Origin of the sequence: Echinicola soli, from assembly GCF_006575665.1 — a bacterium.
Classification (GTDB): Bacteria; Bacteroidota; Bacteroidia; order Cytophagales; family Cyclobacteriaceae; genus Echinicola; species Echinicola soli.
On record NZ_CP041253.1, the window covers coordinates 4,592,548 to 4,614,408 of the forward strand.

The following is a 21,861-nucleotide window of genomic DNA, read 5'->3' on the forward strand; positions in this document are numbered from 1 at the left end:
CGCAATCGACTTGGTAATTGAAGGATTACTTTCTATTTTTACGAGCGAAAATTTTGGCTAAAAAATGAGAGAAATACAATTTAGAGAAGCATTAAGAGAGGCCATGTCCGAAGAAATGAGACGCGATAAAAACGTGTTTCTCATGGGTGAGGAAGTGGCCGAATACAATGGAGCCTATAAAGTAACCCAGGGCATGTTGGATGAATTCGGGCCGGACAGGGTGATCGACACCCCGATCTCAGAAGGCGGTTTTGCCGGACTGGGCGTAGGTGCCGGAATGAACGGTCTGAGACCAATCATCGAATTCATGACGTTTAACTTTTCCTTGGTGGCCATTGACCAGATCATCAATTCAGCAGCAAAGATGTACGCCATGTCTGGCGGTGCTTACAATGTGCCTATCGTATTCAGGGGGCCTACCGGTAATGCCGGACAATTGGGTGCTACCCACTCTTCCAACTTCGAAAATTGGTTTGCCAATACACCAGGACTGAAAGTAGTGGTTCCCAGTAACCCTTACGATGCAAAAGGTCTGCTAAAAGCAGCCATTCGTGACGATGATCCTGTGATTTTTATGGAATCTGAGCTGATGTACTCCGATAAAGGTGAAGTACCTGAAGGAGAATATCTCTTGCCCATCGGTGTAGCGGAGATCAAGCGAAAAGGAGCCGATGTGACAATTGTCTCTTTTGGCAAAATCATGAAAGTGGCCCTGGAAGCAGCTGAAGAGCTTGCCAAAGACGGTATCGAAGCTGAGGTAATTGACCTTAGAACCGTTCGCCCTATCGATTATGCCACGGTGTATGAATCCGTAAAGAAAACCAATCGATGTGTAGTGGTAGAAGAAGCCAACCCTGTTTCCTCACTGGCTACCGACCTGGCTTTCAACATCCAGAAAAACATGTTTGACCATTTGGATGCGCCAGTACTTAGGGTAAACTCCATGGACATCCCATTGAGCTATTCACCTACTTATATCGAGGCTACCCTTCCAAATGTGAAAAGGACCATAGAAGCGGTGAAGCAAGTGACATATGTGAAGTAAAACAATACCGTTTTGACTAAAAAAAGCACGCTAAACAGTTTTAGCGTGCTTTTTTTATATAAAAAGAAAATTATCCAATATTTCCTTGCTTACTCATTTATCATTCTTCTTTATCAATGTAAAAAACAGTGCAATACGATTGGATTTATACTTCCGCTTGAAAGGGTAGGTTTCACCATACAGCACGTAGCCATCGCTCAGACTACTATCGATATTTCGTACACTAATATAGGCCAGTTCGAACCGATGGTAATCCAATGAAACACCGTAAAAGTAATTGGTATAACTTTTTTTGGGAATGGTAATGGCGGCATTTAGTGCTGCTACTTTTTCCTCTGACCAGGTCTCCCCATCTGGAACTTTATCATAATGATAGGCACTTTTTGCCGTTATTACAGGAGCAATGCCGCCCAATAAGTTTAGTTTCATCCCTTTGTATTTCATTAAAACATACCTTACAGTAAAAGGAATTTCAAAATTCCTGACTCCAACCGAAGTGCCTTTCTCTGAAAGATTTAAATTGTTATTCTGGGGATATGGACTGGGTGCATAATTACTTGCAATACCGATGGTTATACCTGTCCAATGATATTGTAAACCAGTGGCCAAACTAAACCTATTATTTATAATCCATTTGTATTCTATCGCAGGCATTAATCCTGGGCCACCTTGGAGATAATCCTCATAAACATAAATATCCCCTGAATGAATCACCGTATTGCTATAGACCGGATATCGTGGGATATAACCAAAGCCTAACTTTAATTCCTGTGCCAAAGAAGCTAAAGGTAATGCAATAATAAATAGTAAAATTAGCAAGCCTCTTATCATTATTTAAGGGTTAATACAAAAATTAAATCGCCAGTATCATATACTTCTATATCATCACCACTGGTTTTGTCACAATAACTCACTATTTCCTCTCTTAGAGGATTCACTCCTACTATCTGTAGAAATGGATTTCTTGATCTGTTTCAAATATGATGTACTTGAATTTGTAAAGACAATAAAATATATCTCAGGAGGGCCATGTACCCATTTTTCTGCATTCATAAATTGATTGTGTGGATGCACCATCAAACTGTTCATCCACTTTAGTTTTGACAAAGCTCCTTAGATCAGGGTTTTCAAGTCCTTGGGAGAGTGCCTTGGCAAATAAGAACCCAGGCTCTGATTCATCTACCTCATACTTTTCAGATGGGATATTTGCCAACGGTTTATACTCCTCTTCCGAGGAACAACTAGACAACCCTAACAGTACTATTGAGACTACTAATAATGCAATTAAGTAGTGTTTTCATAAAAATAATATTTTAAAATTAACAATTACTCATTAGTTACAAATTAAAACCAACAATAAAAACAAAATTATATTTTAAAAAAATAATTACTAAAAAATATTATTTTATACTTTTTATAGGTGTTAATTACAGACTCATATCTACTTAAGTTTTAAATGTACTCGTACGCGTATACTTTATTATACATCTTACTAAATACTTGATACTCTAAAATGGCCGCTTATTTCCAAAAGTATACCCCATCCCAAGCATTAGGAAATTGGCCTCGCTAAAGTCCTTGAGGTTATAGCCAATATGGATAAAGGCACTTCTGCTCACCCGCGTCTTTAGCAAAAAAACCTGGTATGTTCCCTTGAAATCTCCTCCCCTGTGCATCACATTCGTTCCCAAACCTACTCCCACAGAAAATACCGGCATGACAAATTCCGCACGGGCAGACACCCCAAGCGCCAGTTGATAACTTAGGTCAGGCTTAATGAAATCTGGAGGATCATAAGGCCCTCCTATTGGCTGGATATAATCATCTGCATACACATTGGCACTTCCATCAAACAGCGGATCCAGAGAAAGCCCTGTCCGGAATTTATGGCTGACATGGTACAGGGCACTAATATTTGCCCCGATGACTGGATAAGAATCAGGGGAAGGAATCCGCTCTCCATTAAAGGCCACTCCCTTCCTACGCCAAGAACCAAAGAGCACCACATCATAACTCATGTGTCGGGGGAACATCAAATCTGAAGAAAACTGTTTTGATTCATCATATTGACGGCGACCAAAATCTCCCAACCGGTACACAGCACCCAGTTTTCCGCCAAGCATATTGACACCGGCATTGGGATAGACCGTGTTGCCATTGGAAAAATGGGTAAGATCAGATCCTAGTGTAAAATAGAGATGGTCACTATGCCTCCACTTGAGCTGTATTCCAGCGTTGATATAGGCATTGTAACGGGAGCCGACGGTCTTATTGTTCGGATTACTTTCCGGATCATATGGATTCCAGCCACCGGACAGTCCAAAATTCCATTCAAAATCCAAAGTAACCTTTTGAGAGAGGTTGGCTATCCGTGCACCTTGGTACAGATATAGTGCGACGGGATTTCCAAATTCTTTTGGATTTCCAAAATAAAACCGGGCCAAACCAATCCCCCAATAAGTGTCTCCATACACACGATAGCGTTTGGTTCCATCAGGAAGGTAAAATCCATACCGCAAATGTGCAGAAAATGCACTTTTGGCCAGTCGAGACGGGGGCTCCTCATTTCTGTAAAAAGACTTAGGTGGAAAAACATAAGCATAACGCATCTCCGCCCCGAAACCATGCAAGTATTTTTTTGAAGTGAAAGTATTTACGGAATCAGTATCTGGGTCATCCTGCGCAAAGACAGGGGAAAACAAACAAAAAAAGTAAAGCGATACGAACACGCCAAAAAGCCACACATTACGCTTCTTCATTATGGACAAAATACAGTTTTACAAATACCTTTGGAAGGCTAATATACAGCTTTTAGCCAAACCTGATTTTACACGTTGAAAAATCTTGTTTCTATAATAATTTACCTAGGCCGAGCTGATCGGAAATCCAGCAAAAAAGCCTGCCAGAATATTCCAACAGGCTTTTCTACTTAACCCTTTTAACATTAACAAAGAGGGTATGCTACCCTCATTCATTCTATACTTGATACTTAGCCAGCGCCCTTTATTGAGTCGGCCCCATCATTCCTCCGCCACTGTCACCGCCTTTAAGGTCTTCGTTTTCGATAGAGCGTTTCTTCCTTTTTGGTGATACACTCATTTTACCGATTCGATAACTGAAATTGATCTTAAAGTTCATGTTCCTCATGATATTGGTACTGTGCTGGGTGATGGTAGGTGAGGTAATCTCATTTTCCATCTTAAATTCTGGCGTGAAGAAGTTCTCTGCACCAAAACCAATACTTCCCTTCTTTTCAGCAAATTGTTTGTTGATATTAAGGCCATAGATGGCAAAACCAGTTTCATAGCCCTGTAAATTCACCCTTCGACCTCTTGCAAAAGCAAAGCCTTGCAGCACCCAGCTGTCGGTGATATTGTAATTACCAAACATCCTTCCACTCACCACAAAACCTTCATTGGAGGCATTGTAGAGTGGATCGTCTACGTTATTATCGATCATGGCATAATAGGTATCAATGCCACCATTAAAGGAAAGCTTATTGGAGATATTGATATTGGCAAAGAGGTTTAACCCCACTGCTTGCTCACTACCGATATTTTCATAGGTGGTGTAGATCACTCCGTCATCCAATACGCTCCTGATTGGCTGGATTGATCCGGAAGTATTGCGATAGAAACTGGCGATATTGATGCTGGCGGATTTGAAATAAGTGCTGTATGCCAATTCGAAATTATCAGTGTACTCTGGATCCAAAAGAGGATTTCCTTGTGTAATCTGTGTGGGGTTGGCCCCTTGGATATTGGGATTTAAAAACTGTAGGGACGGCCGCTGGATTCGGCGGTTATACGCCGCTTTGATCATATTTCCACTTTCAAATTTACGGCTCAGGTTTACACTGGGTACCAGCACGCCATAATCCGGAATATCCTCCTGAACTTCCCCTGTTTTGAAATCTGCATTAATAGTAGTGTATTCATACCTTGCTCCTACTTTTGCAGTGTAATGTTTAAGAAAACCTTGAGTATAGGAAACATATCCTGCAGTCACATTCTGGTCGTAATCAAATTCATTGGAAAAATCCGCATTTTCATTTTCCACATATTCACCATCATTACCCGCTGCTGTAAAATAAGCATAATCACTGCTTACTCTCCTCAGGATATTTTTGGCTCCGTACTCCAGAATCTGATCTTCACCGTCACCCAAAGGCGTGATATAATCTACCTGAAGGGTAAATTCCTGGTTATTGGAAGCATTTTCATTTTTTGTGCGTTGCTCCACTTCTTCAAAATTGCCATCCAATAAAGCCTGAACAAAGTCATTGGTGCGGTTATTTCTGCTGTAAAGCCCCATGATGCTAAATTCCTTTTGGGGCTTTTCATAAGTTCTGGTGTAGTTTAGGCTTACATCCACGGTATTGGAAAGATTTTCCATATCCACGGTTCTCATCAGTGCACTTACTAACTCATCATCCAGGTAGTTTTCTGTCAAAAGATTATCCTGGTTGTTCTTGAAATTAAACATGCCAAAATTAACAGATGCTGCCAACCAATTATATTTGTCAATTTCATAGTCTGCCCCAAAATTATAGCGTCCCATCAGCATATTGGTACGGGTATCGGTATTTTGCAGGATATTGGATACTGATCCATCAGGATTTGTTACCAATTGGCTGTTTTCGAAGCCACCATTGATATTATAACCAGCCCGGCCAAAACCTCCCAGGTTAAATCCCCATTTGCCTTTTCTGGCGCTGGCGTTAAGGCCAAGGTTACTTCCTCTCATCCCTGCTGATGTGTTGATGCTCAAGGAAGTGCCTTGAAGGTTGTTTTTCTTGGTGACAATATTGATCACGCCTCCTGTACCTTCTGCATCGTATTTGGCAGATGGAGAAGTGATCACTTCCACCGATTTGATCTCATCCGCAGGGATTTGCTTCAAAGCATCCGCGATGGAACTTGCCGACATGGTAGAAGGCTTATTGTCAATCAGCACCCTGATATTACTACTTCCTCTCATAGACACATTTCCATCCAGGTCCACCGAAAGCATCGGCACCCTTCTCAGTACATCGGTAGCATCACCACCTACAGTGGTTTTATCATTTTCGGCATTGTAAATAGTCCTGTCTACTTTTTCAGTGATCAGTTCCCGCTGGCCTTGGACAGTTACTTCGTCCAGTGAGACGGATTCCTCAGCCAGCCCAATTTTGCCTAGACTGATTTCTTTCTGACCATTCGCCACCTTGATCCCTGACTTATGATAAGGTGCAAACCCCACGAAGTTAACTTGAAGTTTATAAGCCCCAGGGCCAAAACCGGTGATAAAGAACTTCCCTTCATCATCAGCCACTCCCCCAGACACTTGCTTATCAGTCCCTTCCTCCAGTAAAAGCACAGTAGCATAAGCCACAGGAGCTCCGCTTTCAGCTTCCACCACGGTACCTGTCAGCTGGTAGTCCTTTCCACTGCTTTTGGAAGTCTCTTGGGCCTGTGCCATATATCCCGTTCCTACCAGAATGAGGATCCACATTCCCATTTTTTGAATAATTGATTTCATGTATATCACTTTAGGTTTGAAAGTTCATTTAACTGGATTTAGCCTATCTCTTTTTGTGGCTAGGCAAAATTCAAAAGCAAAGTAATTCTATTCGAAACCACAAAAAAACACAATAGATGACAAGCGGTACTTTATCGACAAAAGTGGCATTACAATAGATAGTTGGACTGGAGCCCTCTCCAAATCACTTCCAAAGACCCAATTCCCCGATCTATAGGGAAAAACCCCTATTTGGACGATTATACTTTTCAATATTGGGGACTTTGTTTTATGTTTATCAAATAACTAATCCCCTCACGCATGGACCAAGGCCTCAAAATGCACAGGAATATCTCCTTCCTCATCCATATCCTTGCTTGGATCTTGATCGGGGCGGTGTTGTTTCTTTTGGGACCACTCTCTTGGAACACCACATTGCCAATGGAGTTTTGGTACAGGCAATTGACCCTTATGGTAATACTGGTAGCTTTTTTTTATACCAATAAGGACATCTTTGTTCCACTGCTTCTATTTAAAGGAAAGACCTGGTTTTTTTTACTGCTTATATTTGGCTTGTGTTTCGCCCTGATGTATGCCATGGAATATTTCGAAAACCTGATCCATCTTCCGGAACTGATGCACAAAGCCTTTCATCCAGATGATAACAAGCCCTTTAAGCCCAAAAGGGACTATATTGATATTTTCATGCTGTTAGTGCTGTTGTTGGCAGCGGGAATCAGTACGAGTGTGGCCGCCGTGCAAAAATGGCAGGCAGACGAGGCCCTGAGAAGGCAATTGGACCAGCAGCGGATCAGCTCTGAACTTTCCTACCTTAAGGCCCAAATCAACCCCCACTTCTTTTTCAATACACTGAACAACATCTATTCACTCACCAGTATCGATGTGGAAAGTGCTCGCATAGCGCTGCACAAACTTTCCAGAATGATGCGCTATGTGCTCTATGAGACTGAAAAAGACCAGACCCTGCTTAGCAAGGAAATCGGCTTTATCAAGGATTTTATCGAATTAATGAAACTGAGGATTTCAGAAAAGGTAAAAATCCAGCTGGATATTGCCGAAAACTTTGAAGACCGTGTGGTCGCACCTATGCTGCTTTTGCCTTTTGTGGAAAATTGCTTTAAACACGGTGTCAGTAGCCGACAACCAAGCATCATTTCCATAAAAATCCATGCACAGGAAAATGTTCTCACTTTGGAAACTTCCAACAAAATCGTCCCTAAAAATCCGGGAAGCCCGGAATCCGGCCAGCAAGGAATCGGCTTGGCCAATACAAAAAGGCGATTATCTTTGCTTTATCACCATAAGCATGAGCTCACCATCGATGATCAAAACCCGGAAAACGAGTACCATGTCACCCTCAAAATCAACCTTGCATGATGCTAAAATGTATTGCTGTCGATGATGAGCCTTTAGCGCTGAAGATGCTTTGCAACTTTATCGAACAAACGGCCTTTTTGTCCTTGGAAGCTAAATTTGAAAATGCCATTGATGCACTTTCCTACACACATAAAAATGAGGTGGACATGATCTTCTTGGACATCCAGATGCCCGACCTCTCCGGGATGGAACTGGCCCGCGTGCTGGAAAGCAAAAAATCTTCCAATAATACCCGTATTATTTTCACGACTGCTTATAATCAATTTGCCGTGGAAGGATATAAGGTGGATGCATTGGACTATCTTCTAAAGCCCTATAACTATGAGGAATTTCTAAAAGCAGCCAGCAAGGCCTACAAATATTTCGAAGCGCAGCACCAAACTAGCGCTCAAGAAACCCATAAAAAAGACTTTATCTTTCTGAAAGTAGAATACCAACTGGTCAAGGTAATGCTCAACGATATTCTTTACCTAGAAGGGTACAAGGATTATGTAAAGGTTCACCTTATGGGCAAACCCTCTCCCACTCTCTCTTTAACCAGCCTAAAAAACATGGAAGACATTCTTCCTGATGCACAGTTTATGCGCATTCACAGGTCATTTATCATCTCCCTTGACCACATTGACTCGATCACACGGAACACAGTTAACATTGGCAATACAACCATTACCGTAAGTGACCACTATAAGGAAAATTTTCTCCAGTTTGTCAACAAGTGGATTGGATAAAACTTGAATAAAAGCGAACATTCCCCTTTTTAAACTTCAGTATCTTAGCCCCTTAAATGCCTTTTATTTTTTTGGTTTTATTATTCACCAAACTATTCTAATTTAGAACATCTAAACCTGTTTGGTATTTAAACGCTCACTTTGTAACTAACATGACAGATCTTCAAAAAACATTTATGGAGATGGCCATAAGCCTCTCGCGTGAGGGAATGGTTTCCGGTAAAGGAGGCCCGTTTGGCTGTGTGATCGTCAGGGATGGTGTGGTGATCGGAAAGGGGAACAATCAAGTCCTGAGCACCAATGACCCCACTGCCCATGCTGAAGTAGTCGCTATCCGCGAAGCCTGCAAAACGCTCCGCACCTTTCAGCTGGATGGGTGCGAAATCTACACTTCTTGTGAACCTTGCCCCATGTGCCTGGGTGCTATCTACTGGGCCAGGCCTTCCAAGGTATTCTTTGCCAATACCAGACAGGAAGCGGCTGAAGCCGGGTTTGATGATGATTTTATTTATCAAGAACTTCCACTACAGCCATCCGAAAGAAAAATTTTGATGATCCACTCCCCTGACAAGACCGCATTGGATGTGTTCCAAGAGTGGATTTCCAAAGAAGACAAGAAGGTTTACTGATTCTCTGCAAAACCTGGAAGAGCCGGGATATGCCCACTGGCTAAAAGAACTACCAATGCACAAAATTTTAAAAACTGAGCTCAATCAGCTTGATGAGCTACTTACCACAGCAAAAGAAAAAGGGATGGCCTACCTTAACTCCCTTTCGGAAAGGCCTAATTCCTCGACTCATCAAGTTACCGGCAGCATAAGTTTACCGGAAAAAGGACCAGGCACCCTTAAAGCGCTAGATCAGTTCAGTCTACGCTATGAACCACTTATGGTTGCTTCCTCTGGGCCACGCTTTTGGGGTTTCGTCACAGGAGGCACCACACCAGCTGCTATTGTCGGAGACTGGCTTACCTCCATATACGATCAAAACACTCAAACCACAAAAGGCCATGGCGATGTATCTGCCACCATCGAAAGGGAAACCATCCAGCTACTCCTTGAGCTTCTACAGTTGCCCAATGATTACTTGGGAGGATTTGTTTCTGGAGCGACGATGTCAAACTTTACCTGTCTGGCCGTGGCACGGCAGTGGGCCGGTCATCAGCTAGGAAAGGATTTCGCCAGGGACGGCATTTCGGAGGCCATCCCTGTCCTATCAGCCACGCCACACTCCTCATCCATCAAATGCCTGGCGATGCTCGGTATTGGCAGCAAAAACATCATAAAGATTAAGACCAAAAGTGGCAATAGGGAGGCCATGGATATAGCGCACCTTGAAAGTACCATTGCAAACCTTGATGGCAAACCCTTTATACTCATCTCAAGCGCTGGAACAGTAAATACAGTGGATTTTGATGATTTTTTGGCCATTGCCAAAATCAAGGAAAAGTACTGTTTTTGGTGGCACATCGACGCAGCCTTCGGTGGCTTTGCTGCATGCTCACCATCGTATAAGCAGCTATTGACAGGCTGGGAAGTAGCGGATAGTATCACATTAGATGGCCATAAATGGCTTAATGTCCCCTATGAAAGCGGTATCTTTCTGGTAAAGGAAGAGCATCATTATCTCCAAGTAGCCTCATTCCAAAACTCCAATGCGCCCTACCTGGGAGATCCCATGGAGAATTTTAATTATCTCAATTTACTTCCAGAAAATTCGAGGCGCCTCAAAGCCCTTCCTGTCTGGTTTAGTCTCATCTCTTATGGACGAGAAGGATATCAGGCCATTGTTGAAAATTGCATCGCACTGGCAAAAGAATTTGGTCAGGCAATTCAGGAAAGCAAACGATTCGAGCTCTTGGCTCCCATTAGACTGAATACCGTCTGTTTTTCCTTAAAAGACCAAGCCCATACGGCTTCATTCTTATCTTCCCTGAATGCAACGGGTAACGTTTTTATGACCCCTACTGTCTATCAGGGGAAGGAGGCCATCCGAGCAGCATTTGTCAACTACAGAACAACAAAAAATGATATAGTGTCTGTCTTAAAACTTATGGAAGAAATCGGTTTTCAGCTACACGCTGGTGGGGAATTTTAGCACCGAACTTCATTAGAATAACAGAACCTGGATTTAGCACTTCACTTTCATAGAAGCATTGCCCCCCCCTTTTTGCGTGTAGGTGCTGTTGGTGGCTTGTGTTCTTGTCTGTACCATTTCGTTACCAATTTTCAAATCGTGTATTTTTTAACCAATAGTCATAATAGTCAAGCATTTCCTTAATTTCCTTTTTCTTGGTTAAATAGTCTTTTAAGTCAATTGTCCCGTTTTCTCTTTGCTCTTCAAGGTCTGCTTTTTCTTTTCTTTTGAACTGTCTTTTTTTTACGTTTTCGTAATGCTCAAAATCCTTTTTTTGTTGTTCAACAATATCTAGTCTAAATCTATTAGGGTTGGCTTGATCAATCGTTTGTTCTAGTGAAAATCCACATCTCTCAATAAATGAAATTGTCTGTCCGAATTGAAAAAATGGTTCTTGCCTAATCCATTGTGCAAATTCTTCTGCTTCTAATTCAATGTCGCCTTGTTTAGTAATAATTGTCCATTGAAATTTGTTGTCTGACTTATTCAATTCAATATCTTCAATATCAATGGCTTCGTCAAAAGCAGTATCAATTTCAAATTGAATGTTACTAATTTTCTTAAAAATCAAAGTCGCAGGTGCAACCCAAAAAGTAAATGGCAAACCTTCAATGTCTGGCTTATTCCAATTTAAAATATAGTCAATGTCTAATTCTAAATCGTCTGTCAACCTAATTTTATATATTCGGCAGTCGTGCCAACCCATATTTTTAAAGTCGGCTTCTGTCCATATTTTCTTTTCAAGTTCGTATTTTTCCATTTATTTTCGTTTGTTTCTGACGTCCGTTACACTTGCCACCAACGGTCAATAATTGTCATTTTATTCAACCGGAGACTAAATGTCTTTTAGTACTGTCTCGTATTCTTTATCCTTGGCTATCGATACCAATGCTAGCCTTTCACCCACGGTTCCACTATAAGGGGAAGACCTAGCCCGGATAAAGCCCTGTTTGCAGATAAGAAAACCCCTCGTAGTATCTTGATACTTGCATCACTTTGTCTTTGATCTTTACTCTAATCTTGATGATTTCAAATTTACTTTTCCCTCACCATCTTCTTCTGAAACTTTTCCCTGATCACCTCTTGAACAGGGCGGTTCTGGATTTTACTGTCCAGCCAGGAAATGATGTCCAAGTACAGAAAAGCACGTTTTTCATAGGGGTGGTTTTCGTATTGCACCAGCTTGTCCCTTAATTCCTTAAAAGCGGATTTTAGTTCATATTCATAAATTCTGTTGAGGTTCCTGACGAAATGCATCATCTCCTGCTGTACCAAATGCAAATCCTGCATTTTGATCAAAAACTTATAGACATTCCTGATCTGCTGCTCCAGGTTATCATCCAGTCCCTCCTCATAGCTGGCAATCAACTTCAGGATATGCGCAAAGCACTGCAAATCCTCTCTCAGCCCATCACCAGTGTGGCTAATCACTTCATCCAAATGCCTGATGGCTCCCATATTATCCCCACTTCCAAAATACAAACAAGCAATCTTATAGTGGAGAACGACCACATGGTGCACATCCAATTTTGACCGAAGGTCGCGCATTTCGGCCAGCAAAGGAGGAATGACTTTTTCCACCCCCAAACTAAAGTCACCAATTAAAAAATAATAATTGATGCTATTCGAATAATAATAGAGAAATGCCAAGATACGGCAGTTATCGTCCATTCTAAAATCATCATTTTCCAAACTGTCCTTAAACTGTTCAAAGACGACAATAAACCGCTCATACTGTTGCAAATAAAACAGCGTATCCAATAAGTAATGGTAGGCTTTCAGGTAATTGCCAGTGGCGACCATTTTCATTTGGGAATGGTTTTGGTACAGTCCCACCCACCGCTGCGCAGCACGATAGCAAAGGGGGAAATCCTGTAGAATATGATAGAACCAAACCTGAGACTGGAAAAGGTACAGTTTTTCATAAAAATTCAGTTCCTCCAGCTCGTATTCTGGCATATTTTTTAGATAATATGCCTCTACCAATCTCCTGTCATACTCATCCTTGACGTGGCCCATTTTGAGGTACAGGCCATAAAGCTGCAAGGAAAGATTACTCAGTGTGTTCTTCAGTGAGGCACTGCTGACAAGACCGTTTGCTTCATTGGCCAGTATCTCTGCCCGGTCGCGCATACTACGCGTGATATGCTGCGACTCTATCACCTTCTCCAACTCCACAATCCGCAGCATGATCGTATCCAAAAAATACTTTTTAGCTGTTTGCTTGGCCTTGTCCAGCAGCTTTAAACTCTGCTTATACAGCCCCTTGTTATATAAAATCCTCGCAAAATCAATCTGCTCATTCAGCTGCAATTCTACATTGTGATCCGTATAGATCAAACGTAGACTGACCAAAATCTGCTTATACAAATGGGATTTCATATTGGCCAATTGCTTCTTGGTCACCGGAGTTTTTTCTATCAGCCACTTTTCATCATATACCTGCATCTTGTCCATGACATCGAATAGCTTTACGAACTTGGCATTTTCATTGGCACCAAAGCGTCTTACATAAAGCTTAAACCCACGCTTATCAGAAGCGCTCAGGGACTTGATCAAAATAAATACACTATCTTTTTCTTTGTCAGACATCGGTAAATAAATAGATTCAATTATTTGATTATCAATAACTTAAAAAAACAAATCATTCATTAGACATTGGACAATTAAAGTTAAACCAATTTACAATCAATCCATAAGATTTTACTTTAGATTTTAGAATAAAAACACAGATTATGGATAAACGACAAGTATTGATCTTTGACACCACGTTGAGGGACGGAGAACAGGTCCCTGGCTGTAAATTGAACACCCCACAGAAAATCGAAATTGCACGACAGCTGGAAAGTCTGGGTGTGGATGTTATCGAGGCGGGATTTCCGGTTTCCAGTCCAGGCGATTTCAAATCAGTCGTAGAAATTTCTAAAAGCGTTTCCGAACCTATTATCTGTGGCCTTTCCCGTGGTGTGGCTAAAGATATAGAAGTAGCTGCTGAAGCCCTAAAATACGCCAAACGACCGCGTATCCATACGGGAATCGGCACATCCCCTTCCCATATCAAATACAAATTCAAGAGCACGCCCGACCAAATCCTTGAACGGGCCGTTGCTGCTGTAAAACACGCTAAATCTTTTGTTGAAGACGTAGAGTTTTATGCGGAAGACGCCGGAAGGACAGACAATGAATATCTTGCCCGCATATGTGAATCAGTAATCAAAGCCGGCGCAACAGTCCTTAATATTCCTGACACTACAGGCTACTGCCTTCCTGATGAATATGGCGCAAAAATAAAATACCTCATGGACAATGTGAGAGGCATTGAAAATGTCATCATTTCTGCCCATTGTCATAACGATCTAGGACTGGCCACAGCCAATTCCATATCTGCTGTCATGAACGGTGCGCGGCAAATCGAATGCACCATCAATGGCATAGGCGAAAGGGCCGGCAACACTTCTCTGGAAGAAGTCGCCATGATCATGAAGCAGCACCCAAGACTCGATGTCTATAACAATATCAACTCCAAACTGCTAAATCCAATTTCAAGACTGGTTTCTGAGCGCATGGGCATGCATGTCCAACCAAACAAGGCCATCGTTGGTTCGAATGCCTTTGCTCACTCCTCCGGTATCCACCAAGACGGTGTCATCAAAAACCGTGAAACATACGAAATCATAGACCCTGAGGAAGTTGGTGTTCACGAATCCATGATCGTTTTGACCGCAAGAAGTGGTCGAGCAGCATTGGCCTTCAGGCTCCATAAGATTGGCTATACTGTTACCAAGCTCCAGCTGGACGAAATCTACCAACTTTTCCTTGAGCATGCCGATTTGAAGAAAGAAATTACTGATGATGATCTTCATGAAATCATGAAAATTTCCAGCGTCCCCGGAAGTGTAGAAGCCTAAAAATGCTGAAGATCAATTATCCAAAAAAAATCCAGTAGGTGATAACTTACTGGATTTTTTTATGGTTTGAACGAAAGAGGAGGTTTTATTTTCCTCCCATATTGTTAGGCATCAAATTACCCAAGGCCCGTTGAGCTCCCCCCATTTTATTCATCTGTTTCATCATCTTTCTCATGTCCCTAAACTGCTTCATCAGGTTATTTACCTCCTGGATAGATCTACCACTGCCATCCGCGATTCGCTTCCTCCTACTTCCATCGATTACATCTGGATTATCTCTTTCCAAAGGCGTCATACTTCTTATAATCGCTTCTATCGGCTTAAAGGAATCATCATCGATATCCAGTCCTTTGATCATTTTTCCCATACCGGGAATCATCCCCATCAGGTCTTTTAGGTTCCCCATCTTTTTGATCTGCTCGATCTGTGAAAGGAAATCATCGAAGTTAAACTGATTTTTACGGATCTTTGCATTGATACGCTTGGCTTCATCTTCGTCAAAAGACTCTTGGGCACGCTCCACCAGGGAAACCACATCCCCCATACCAAGGATCCGCTGAGCCATCCTGTCTGGATAGAAGATGTCCAAGTTTTCCATTTTCTCACCAGTAGAGATAAACTTGATCGGTTTATCCACTACGTGACGAATGGAAATGGCCGCACCACCACGGGTATCGCCATCCAACTTGGTAAGCACCACCCCGTCAAAGTCCAAGCGCTCATCAAAGGTCTTGGCCGTATTCACCGCGTCCTGACCTGTCATGGAATCCACCACAAACAAGGTTTCCGCTGGATCAAGATGCTTCTTCAAATCGGAAATCTCATTCATCATCTGTTCATCAACAGCCAGACGGCCCGCTGTATCGACGATGACATTCTTCTTTCCATTTTTCTTGGCATATTCGATTGCCCTATTGGCAATATCCAAGGCATTTTTATTTTCAGGCTCAGCGTAAACTTCTACACCTATCTGCTCACCCAGCGTCTTCAACTGCTCGATAGCCGCCGGACGGTAAATATCACAGGCCACTAATAGCACTTGGCGACCTTGCTTCTTCAAATGCGTTGCCAACTTACCGGAAAAAGTGGTTTTACCGGATCCTTGAAGCCCTGAAATCAAAATCACATTGGGATCCCCCTTGAGACTGATGTCCTCTTTGGTTCCTCCCATTAATTTGGTCAGTTCTTCCTGTGTGATTTTCACAAGCAACTGCCCAGGAGAAACAGAGATCAACACATCTCTTCCTAGCGCCTCACTCTTAATCGTATCAGTGACTTCCTTGGCTACTTTATAGTTTACGTCAGCATCGATCAACGCCCTACGAATTTCCTTTACTGTCGTGGCTACGTTGATTTCGGTAATCTTACCCGTACCCTTAAGGGTCTTAAATGCTCTATCTAGTTTATAACTAAGATTATCAAACATGTCTTCTTTCCTTCTATTTTACTGCAAAAATACAATAAATTAATTTCTATCGAAGGCCTAGGGTATTTATTCGTCCAATTCTTTTGGTTTCCAAACCTAATTTCTATTTCACTAGGAAAATTTTTATCGGAAGCGATCCCCATTTGCTTTTAAATTAGCATTCGGCTTAAAAGCAATCTAACCAAAATAAAGCCACTTATAATTTCAACACAAACATCAGTATTATCCCCATATCAAAAGTGAAAAATTGGACATCAACCACCCATCTACAATAAAAAATCAAAAAATACCGTAATTACGGTATTTTGTTTTATCAAATTATCTTGTACCTTAGAAGTACTGTTTCACTTTTTTAAATCTAGAAGTAATATTAAATACTTTTAATTTTTAATCCTTAAAAAGGAAAAAACCGCCGATTGAATCGGCGGTTTTTTTTCATCATTAAAAGGTTGGAATGGGGAAAAATTAGAAGGTTGATTCGTTCAATTTATCCGTCAATGCGAACCTAGCAGTAGCGGAGTGAAGCAATCCCGGCTAGCTAAACGTCATAGCGAATGGAATGAAGCAATCTCGTTTTCTTAATACGGGATTGCCACGTCACAAGCTCCTCGCGTATGACGTAAAAGAATATACGAACACAAATTAGCTGAAAACACTAATTCCTTTACTAAAAGGTACAATTTAAACAAACTGGTTTACTATGAGGCTTTTCATTCCATTGAAGAGGCCATTATTCGAGAAAAACAAATCAAGAGTGGTAACCGATTAAAGAAATCTGTATACTATAGCTTTCACCTTGTGCGCTGTACACACCATTAAAAATATTTACGGTTTAGGATTTCAGAAACCACTACTGCGTCCTTCAGTGTCTGCGGATCCTTGAGTATTCTTCTATATCGGTTGGTGCCGGCATTTTCTTCTGCCACATCTTCTACTTCCTTCAGCAGTTTTTCATTGGCTTCCAGATCCACCTGATCATCTAGTTTTACCAGTTTTTCTCCATAAGTAGTATGATCTGCCTGATAAGTCCCTTCATAATACTGTGTCTCCGGTTTAGGCCGCTCTTTATCAGGGATTTCCTCTAATACTTCATTGGTAGTTTTGGGTGGTTCAGGAACTTTCTCAAACTGCTTTTGTCCGGATTTCTCCAGATCGGCCTGACGTTCATGCTGATTTTGACGGATCTCTTTTAGCAATTCATCAAAAGAAACCTGTTTTCGTGGCGCCTCTTCTCCCTCAGGCAAGTCAAAATCTTCCTGCCCCTTATCCTTTTTCTTCTTGGTCAAAGCCTGAATCACAAAAAACACGATCGTCAGAATGATATATATCAGCGTTCCGTTGTCCACTTTAATTGTTGTTTGATCCAATGCAAGGTAAGAAAAAAAAACAAAACCATTGCTTCGTTTTAATCACCATCCAGCAAAAGTCTTTAATTGACAAAGTCAATTATTTAGTATCATGCTATAGATATCCTGTGCTATTATTCTGCGGTTATAGGAACATACCAACTTACCGAAAAGGATCAGCGAAATTGTTTTTAAATCTAAAGGAAAGGGGTGCTTAATCCAGCCCAATGAAACGCATTGGGCTAATAGGGATTGTAAAGGAACAAAGCTGGAAGATTTCGAGCAATCCCATGAAAAAGCTAAAGAAATATTTAGTCAAAACTCAAAAAAACAGGATGTTTTTCATCCATGATTTTAAAGAATAATCTCATTTTTTTTACTGGCGTCCGAGAAAACAATCGTCAAATTGAAAAAATCAACTGTTTTCTTCCTAAATCCCCTAAAGGGGACTTTCTAAAGCTCCCCTTTAGGGGATTTAGGGATTGGAATAAAAACCCTCAGATTTCTATTTAAAGACAGTTTTTGATCATATTTGAAATTTAGTCGGACACCAGTAATTTTTTTGCAAGTCACAAGTCCTGGCATTACTCCCAAGGGAAATCATATCATCTACTTACACGTCCTCCCATTTGCTTATTGCCCTGAACTGATTAATTTTGTTTGTCATATTCTATTTTAATTGAGCGTACATGCAGCTGACCAAGCTTGAGATCAAAGGTTTTAAGAGTTTTGGGGACAAGGTCACCATTCATTTTGACAAAGGCATTACCGGTATCGTAGGGCCTAATGGCTGTGGCAAGTCCAATGTGGTGGATGCCATTCGCTGGGTGCTGGGCGAGCAGAAGACCAGAATGCTGCGCTCCGATAAAATGGAGAACGTGATCTTCAACGGCACCAAAAACCGGAAGCCTACCAATATGGCGGAGGTTTCCCTCACTTTTGAAAATACTAAGAACCTCCTCCCCACCGAGTATACCCATGTGACCATCACCAGAAGGTATTATCGCTCAGGAGACAGCGAATACCTGCTCAATGGCATCGCTTGCCGTCTCAAAGACATCAACAACCTCTTCATGGACACGGGAATCCAGTCCAATAGCTACGCGATCATCGAACTAAAAATGATCGACGAGCTGCTCAATGACAAAAACAATTCCCGTCGTGACCTATTTGAGGAAGCTGCTGGAATCTCCAAATTCAAAACCCGTAAAAAAGAAACACTCAGAAAGCTTGATGACACGGATGCTGATCTGGACCGGGTGGAAGATTTACTTTATGAGATTGAAAAAAACCTGAAGTCCCTGGAAAAGCAGGCCAAGCAAGCTTCCAAGTATTTTGACATCAAAAAGTCCTACAAAGCTTCCAGCATAGCACTCGCCAAAAAGAGTGTAAAGACTCATACTGACAACCTGATCAGTACCAATGAAAAAATAACGGCCGAAAACGACCGAAAACTTCAGATAAACAACGAAATCACTACCAAGGAGGCAGCACTAGAAAAATTCAAATCAGACCTCATTCATAAAGAAAAACTCCTTTCTTCCCGCCAAAAAAGCCTTAATGAGCATGTTAACAAAATCCGGCAATTTGAGAGTGAGAAGAAAATCAAGAATGAACGACTCCGCTTTCTGGAAGATCGGGCCCTGAAGCTTCGCGACCAAATCGACCAAGACCGTAAGTCCAACGACCGAGCAGGATTCAGCATCCGATCCCTGGAACAGGAAAAAGAAGTCGCCGAAAAGCTACTTGCCGAGAAGGAACACACCGTACAGGGACTCAAGGAAGAATACGAAGAGCAAAAGTCTGCCCATGCCATTCAGCAAGAACGCCAGAAAGTACTCGGCAAAGACTACACATCCCGAAAAGAAACCATCTACCAACTCAGTAAAGAACTGGAGATCAAACAGATCCAACTATCATCACTTAAACAGGAGCTGGAAAAAACCGCTTCTGACGATGATAGTCAAGAAGCCAACCTGGCGGACTTTGAGGAAAAGATGGTGGTACTCAAAGACGAGCTGGACACAAAAACAGAACAGCTCCAAAAGCTAAAAGCCCAAGAAGAAGATCAAAACCAAAAGATCGAAGACTCCAATCGTACCATTGAGCTGATCCGCGAAGAGGTTACCCAACTGGGCCGAAAACTGGACGCTAAGCAGAATGAGTTTAACCTGACCAAATCATTGGTGGAGAATCTGGAGGGTTTTCCGGAGGCCATAAAATTCCTGAAGAAAAAGTCCAGTTGGGGAAAAGATACCCCGCTGCTTTCGGACATTCTCACCACTAGCGAAAACTACCGTGTTGCGATCGAGAACTACCTTGAAAGCTACATGAACTATTATGTGGTGGAAACAGAATCCCAGGCCATTTCCGCAGTCAACTTACTGAGTGATGCCGCCAGAGGAAAAGCCAACTTCTTCATTTTGGAGCACTTTGAGCGATTTAGGCCTGCCCAAAACAAACTTTTCCCCAATGCCATCGCTGCCACAGAAATCATCGAATACGATGAAAAGTACAGCAAACTGATCAGCTACATCCTTGATGATGTCTATATCGTCAGGGGAGAAATCACCGATGTTCCCCAAGACAATGACGCCATATTCATTACTGAAAGTGGCAAGTTCACAAGACGTAAATTCAGCATTTCGGGTGGTTCAGTAGGACTCTTTGAAGGCAAGCGAATCGGTAGGGCCAAGAATCTCGAAAAACTGGAAGTAGAGATAAAGGAACTCAATAAAAAAGTAAGCTCTGCCAGATCAAACCTTGATAAAAATGTCAGTGATCTGATGAAGCTAAAAGAGGTTTCCTACAAAAAGGATATCGAAAACCTCCAAAGTGAAATCAGCGAAGTCAACCAACAATACATCTCCATCAAAACAAAAAAGGAGCAGTTAGCAGAAATGCTATCGACCAATGCCAACAAGCGGGAAGATATCTTGGAGAAAATCGAAAGCCTCAGTACAGAGGTCGATAAAATCGGGCCTCAGCTGGACGAAGCAAAAAGTGGCTTTGATGGCATGGAAGAAGAGCTGGAAGTCATGAACGATCAATTACTCCAAGAAGAGGAAAACCTGGCCGTCCGCTCCAGCAATTACAACCAAGAAAATATACAATACCACCAACACCTGAACAAAGTCAACAGCCTGGAACAGGAGATTTCCTTTAAGAAAACGGCTTTCGAAAACAGTAAGGACAGGATAGAAAAATCACAGGGCGAACTCAGTAGTATCGACCAGGAAATCAAGGGATTGCTGGACAATAATGAGATCAAGGATGATGAACTGATCGAGCTGTACGCTGAAAAGGAATCTATCGAAACAGGCGTAACCGAAGCTGAGAAAAATTACTATGCCTCCCGTGGGGATATCGATGAAATGGAAAAGGGTATCCGTGCCATATCCAAACAAAAAGAAGGTATCGACACCATCATAATGGAGCTGCAAAACTCCCTGAATGAGGTTAAACTCAAACTTTCGAGTATGAAAGAAAGACTGAGTGTGGAGTTTGAGATTGACCTTGACTCGCTCATGGAAGAAGATCCTGAAGTAGCTCCCGAATACCAAGACCAATCCACAGACCAAATCCGTGAAGAGGTCAGTAAAACCAAACAAAAACTGGAAAAAATAGGCCCTATCAATCCAATGGCCATGGAGGCCTATGATGAGATCAAAGAACGACATATCTTCATTACCAGCCAAAAGGAGGATCTGGAGAAGGCCAAAAACTCCCTGATGGACACCATTAAGGAAATTGACACCGTAGCCAAAGAAACCTTCCTGGAAGCCTTTGATCAGATCAAAACGAATTTCATAAAAGTGTTCCGAAGCCTGTTTACGGCCGAAGATGACTGTGATCTGAAACTCACCGATCCCGACAACCCGCTGGAAAGCACCATTGAGATCATGGCCAAACCGAAAGGCAAGCGGCCACTCACCATCAATCAGCTTTCGGGAGGTGAAAAGACGTTAACAGCCACTTCCCTACTCTTTTCCATCTACCTGCTGAAGCCCGCTCCATTCTGTATTTTTGACGAAGTGGATGCCCCGCTGGATGACGCCAATATCGACAAATTCAACCAGATCATCCAAAAATTCTCACACGAATCCCAATTCATCATCGTGACGCACAACAAGCGCACCATGGCCAGCACGGACATCATCTATGGCATCACCATGATCGAAGCCGGTGTCTCCCGGGTGGTCCCAGTGGATCTCAGGGAACTGGAGGATATTATTGAGGATTGAGACTTTAGGATTGAAAAATTTCAAGATTTCAGGATTGTGGTTCGCCGAAAACACGTCCAACTAAATGAGGCTGCCCCATAAGTTGTCATGTCGATTTACCTCAGCGGACAGGCTAAAGAAAAGTCTCATTA

At 42.0% G+C, this 21,861-nt stretch carries 15 protein-coding genes; 8 read left to right on the forward strand and 7 right to left on the reverse strand.

The genetic code is table 11. The features are described from left to right. The first annotated feature begins 64 nt into the window (after positions 1-64). Entirely contained in the window at positions 65-1,045 is a 981-nt protein-coding gene (locus FKX85_RS17985; protein WP_141616051.1) for a pyruvate dehydrogenase complex E1 component subunit beta, read from the forward strand. 93 nt (positions 1,046-1,138) lie between these two features. On the opposite strand, the gene FKX85_RS17990 is transcribed toward FKX85_RS17985, so the two are convergent. The 3 genes from FKX85_RS17990 to FKX85_RS18000 all read right to left on the reverse strand — a co-directional run bounded on the left by FKX85_RS17990 (position 1,139) and on the right by FKX85_RS18000 (position 6,565). Further along, complete coding sequence (locus tag FKX85_RS17990) at positions 1,139-1,822, reverse strand: hypothetical protein (RefSeq protein WP_141616052.1); 684 nt, start codon at positions 1,820-1,822, stop codon at positions 1,139-1,141. A gap of 731 nt (positions 1,823-2,553) precedes the next feature. After that, positions 2,554-3,804: an acyloxyacyl hydrolase gene (locus FKX85_RS17995; protein ID WP_141616053.1), complete on the reverse strand. Its 1,251-nt coding sequence runs from the start codon at positions 3,802-3,804 to the stop codon at positions 2,554-2,556. A 244-nt stretch (positions 3,805-4,048) separates the two neighbouring features. Further along, positions 4,049-6,565, reverse strand: coding sequence for a TonB-dependent receptor domain-containing protein (locus tag FKX85_RS18000; RefSeq protein ID WP_141616054.1), 2,517 nt, complete (start codon positions 6,563-6,565; stop codon positions 4,049-4,051). Between the two features lie 300 nt (positions 6,566-6,865). Between FKX85_RS18000 and FKX85_RS18005 the strand changes: the two genes are divergently transcribed. From FKX85_RS18005 to FKX85_RS18020, 4 genes are all read left to right on the forward strand, one after another. After that, on the forward strand, positions 6,866-7,942 hold the full coding sequence (locus FKX85_RS18005; RefSeq protein WP_141616055.1) for a sensor histidine kinase: 1,077 nt from the start codon (positions 6,866-6,868) through the stop codon (positions 7,940-7,942). Continuing rightward, positions 7,939-8,670, forward strand: coding sequence for a LytR/AlgR family response regulator transcription factor (locus tag FKX85_RS18010; protein ID WP_141616056.1), 732 nt, complete (start codon positions 7,939-7,941; stop codon positions 8,668-8,670). Before FKX85_RS18005 ends, FKX85_RS18010 begins: the two co-directional genes overlap by 4 nt. A gap of 152 nt (positions 8,671-8,822) precedes the next feature. After that, entirely contained in the window at positions 8,823-9,299 is a 477-nt protein-coding gene (locus tag FKX85_RS18015; protein ID WP_141616057.1) for a nucleoside deaminase, read from the forward strand. A gap of 55 nt (positions 9,300-9,354) precedes the next feature. Then, positions 9,355-10,767: a pyridoxal phosphate-dependent decarboxylase family protein gene (locus tag FKX85_RS18020; RefSeq protein ID WP_141616058.1), complete on the forward strand. Its 1,413-nt coding sequence runs from the start codon at positions 9,355-9,357 to the stop codon at positions 10,765-10,767. Between the two features lie 121 nt (positions 10,768-10,888). On the opposite strand, the gene FKX85_RS18025 is transcribed toward FKX85_RS18020, so the two are convergent. Together FKX85_RS18025 and FKX85_RS18030 are read right to left on the reverse strand one after the other, a co-directional pair. Next, on the reverse strand, positions 10,889-11,566 hold the full coding sequence (locus tag FKX85_RS18025; RefSeq protein ID WP_141616059.1) for a hypothetical protein: 678 nt from the start codon (positions 11,564-11,566) through the stop codon (positions 10,889-10,891). Between the two features lie 275 nt (positions 11,567-11,841). After that, the gene (locus FKX85_RS18030) at positions 11,842-13,398 is read right to left on the reverse strand and encodes a hypothetical protein (RefSeq protein ID WP_141616060.1); all 1,557 of its coding nucleotides are present in this window, start codon (positions 13,396-13,398) and stop codon (positions 11,842-11,844) included. A gap of 143 nt (positions 13,399-13,541) precedes the next feature. Here FKX85_RS18030 and FKX85_RS18035 point away from each other — a divergent pair, with 143 nt between their 5' ends. Next, on the forward strand, positions 13,542-14,714 hold the full coding sequence (locus tag FKX85_RS18035) for a 2-isopropylmalate synthase (protein ID WP_141616061.1): 1,173 nt from the start codon (positions 13,542-13,544) through the stop codon (positions 14,712-14,714). Between the two features lie 85 nt (positions 14,715-14,799). On the opposite strand, the gene ffh is transcribed toward FKX85_RS18035, so the two are convergent. Further along, positions 14,800-16,140, reverse strand: coding sequence for a signal recognition particle protein (gene ffh / locus FKX85_RS18040; RefSeq protein WP_141616062.1), 1,341 nt, complete (start codon positions 16,138-16,140; stop codon positions 14,800-14,802). Between the two features lie 627 nt (positions 16,141-16,767). Here ffh and FKX85_RS21935 point away from each other — a divergent pair. Further along, positions 16,768-16,959, forward strand: coding sequence for a GIY-YIG nuclease family protein (locus FKX85_RS21935; protein WP_394345021.1), 192 nt, complete (start codon positions 16,768-16,770; stop codon positions 16,957-16,959). On the opposite strand, the gene FKX85_RS18050 is transcribed toward FKX85_RS21935, so the two are convergent. After that, entirely contained in the window at positions 16,956-17,486 is a 531-nt protein-coding gene (locus FKX85_RS18050) for an MscL family protein (RefSeq protein ID WP_141616063.1), read from the reverse strand. The genes FKX85_RS21935 and FKX85_RS18050 overlap by 4 nt on opposite strands. Before the next feature lie 689 nt (positions 17,487-18,175). On the opposite strand from FKX85_RS18050, the gene smc reads away from it, so the two are divergent. Beyond that, on the forward strand, positions 18,176-21,730 hold the full coding sequence (smc, locus tag FKX85_RS18055) for a chromosome segregation protein SMC (RefSeq protein WP_141616064.1): 3,555 nt from the start codon (positions 18,176-18,178) through the stop codon (positions 21,728-21,730). Positions 21,731-21,861 lie beyond the last annotated feature (131 nt).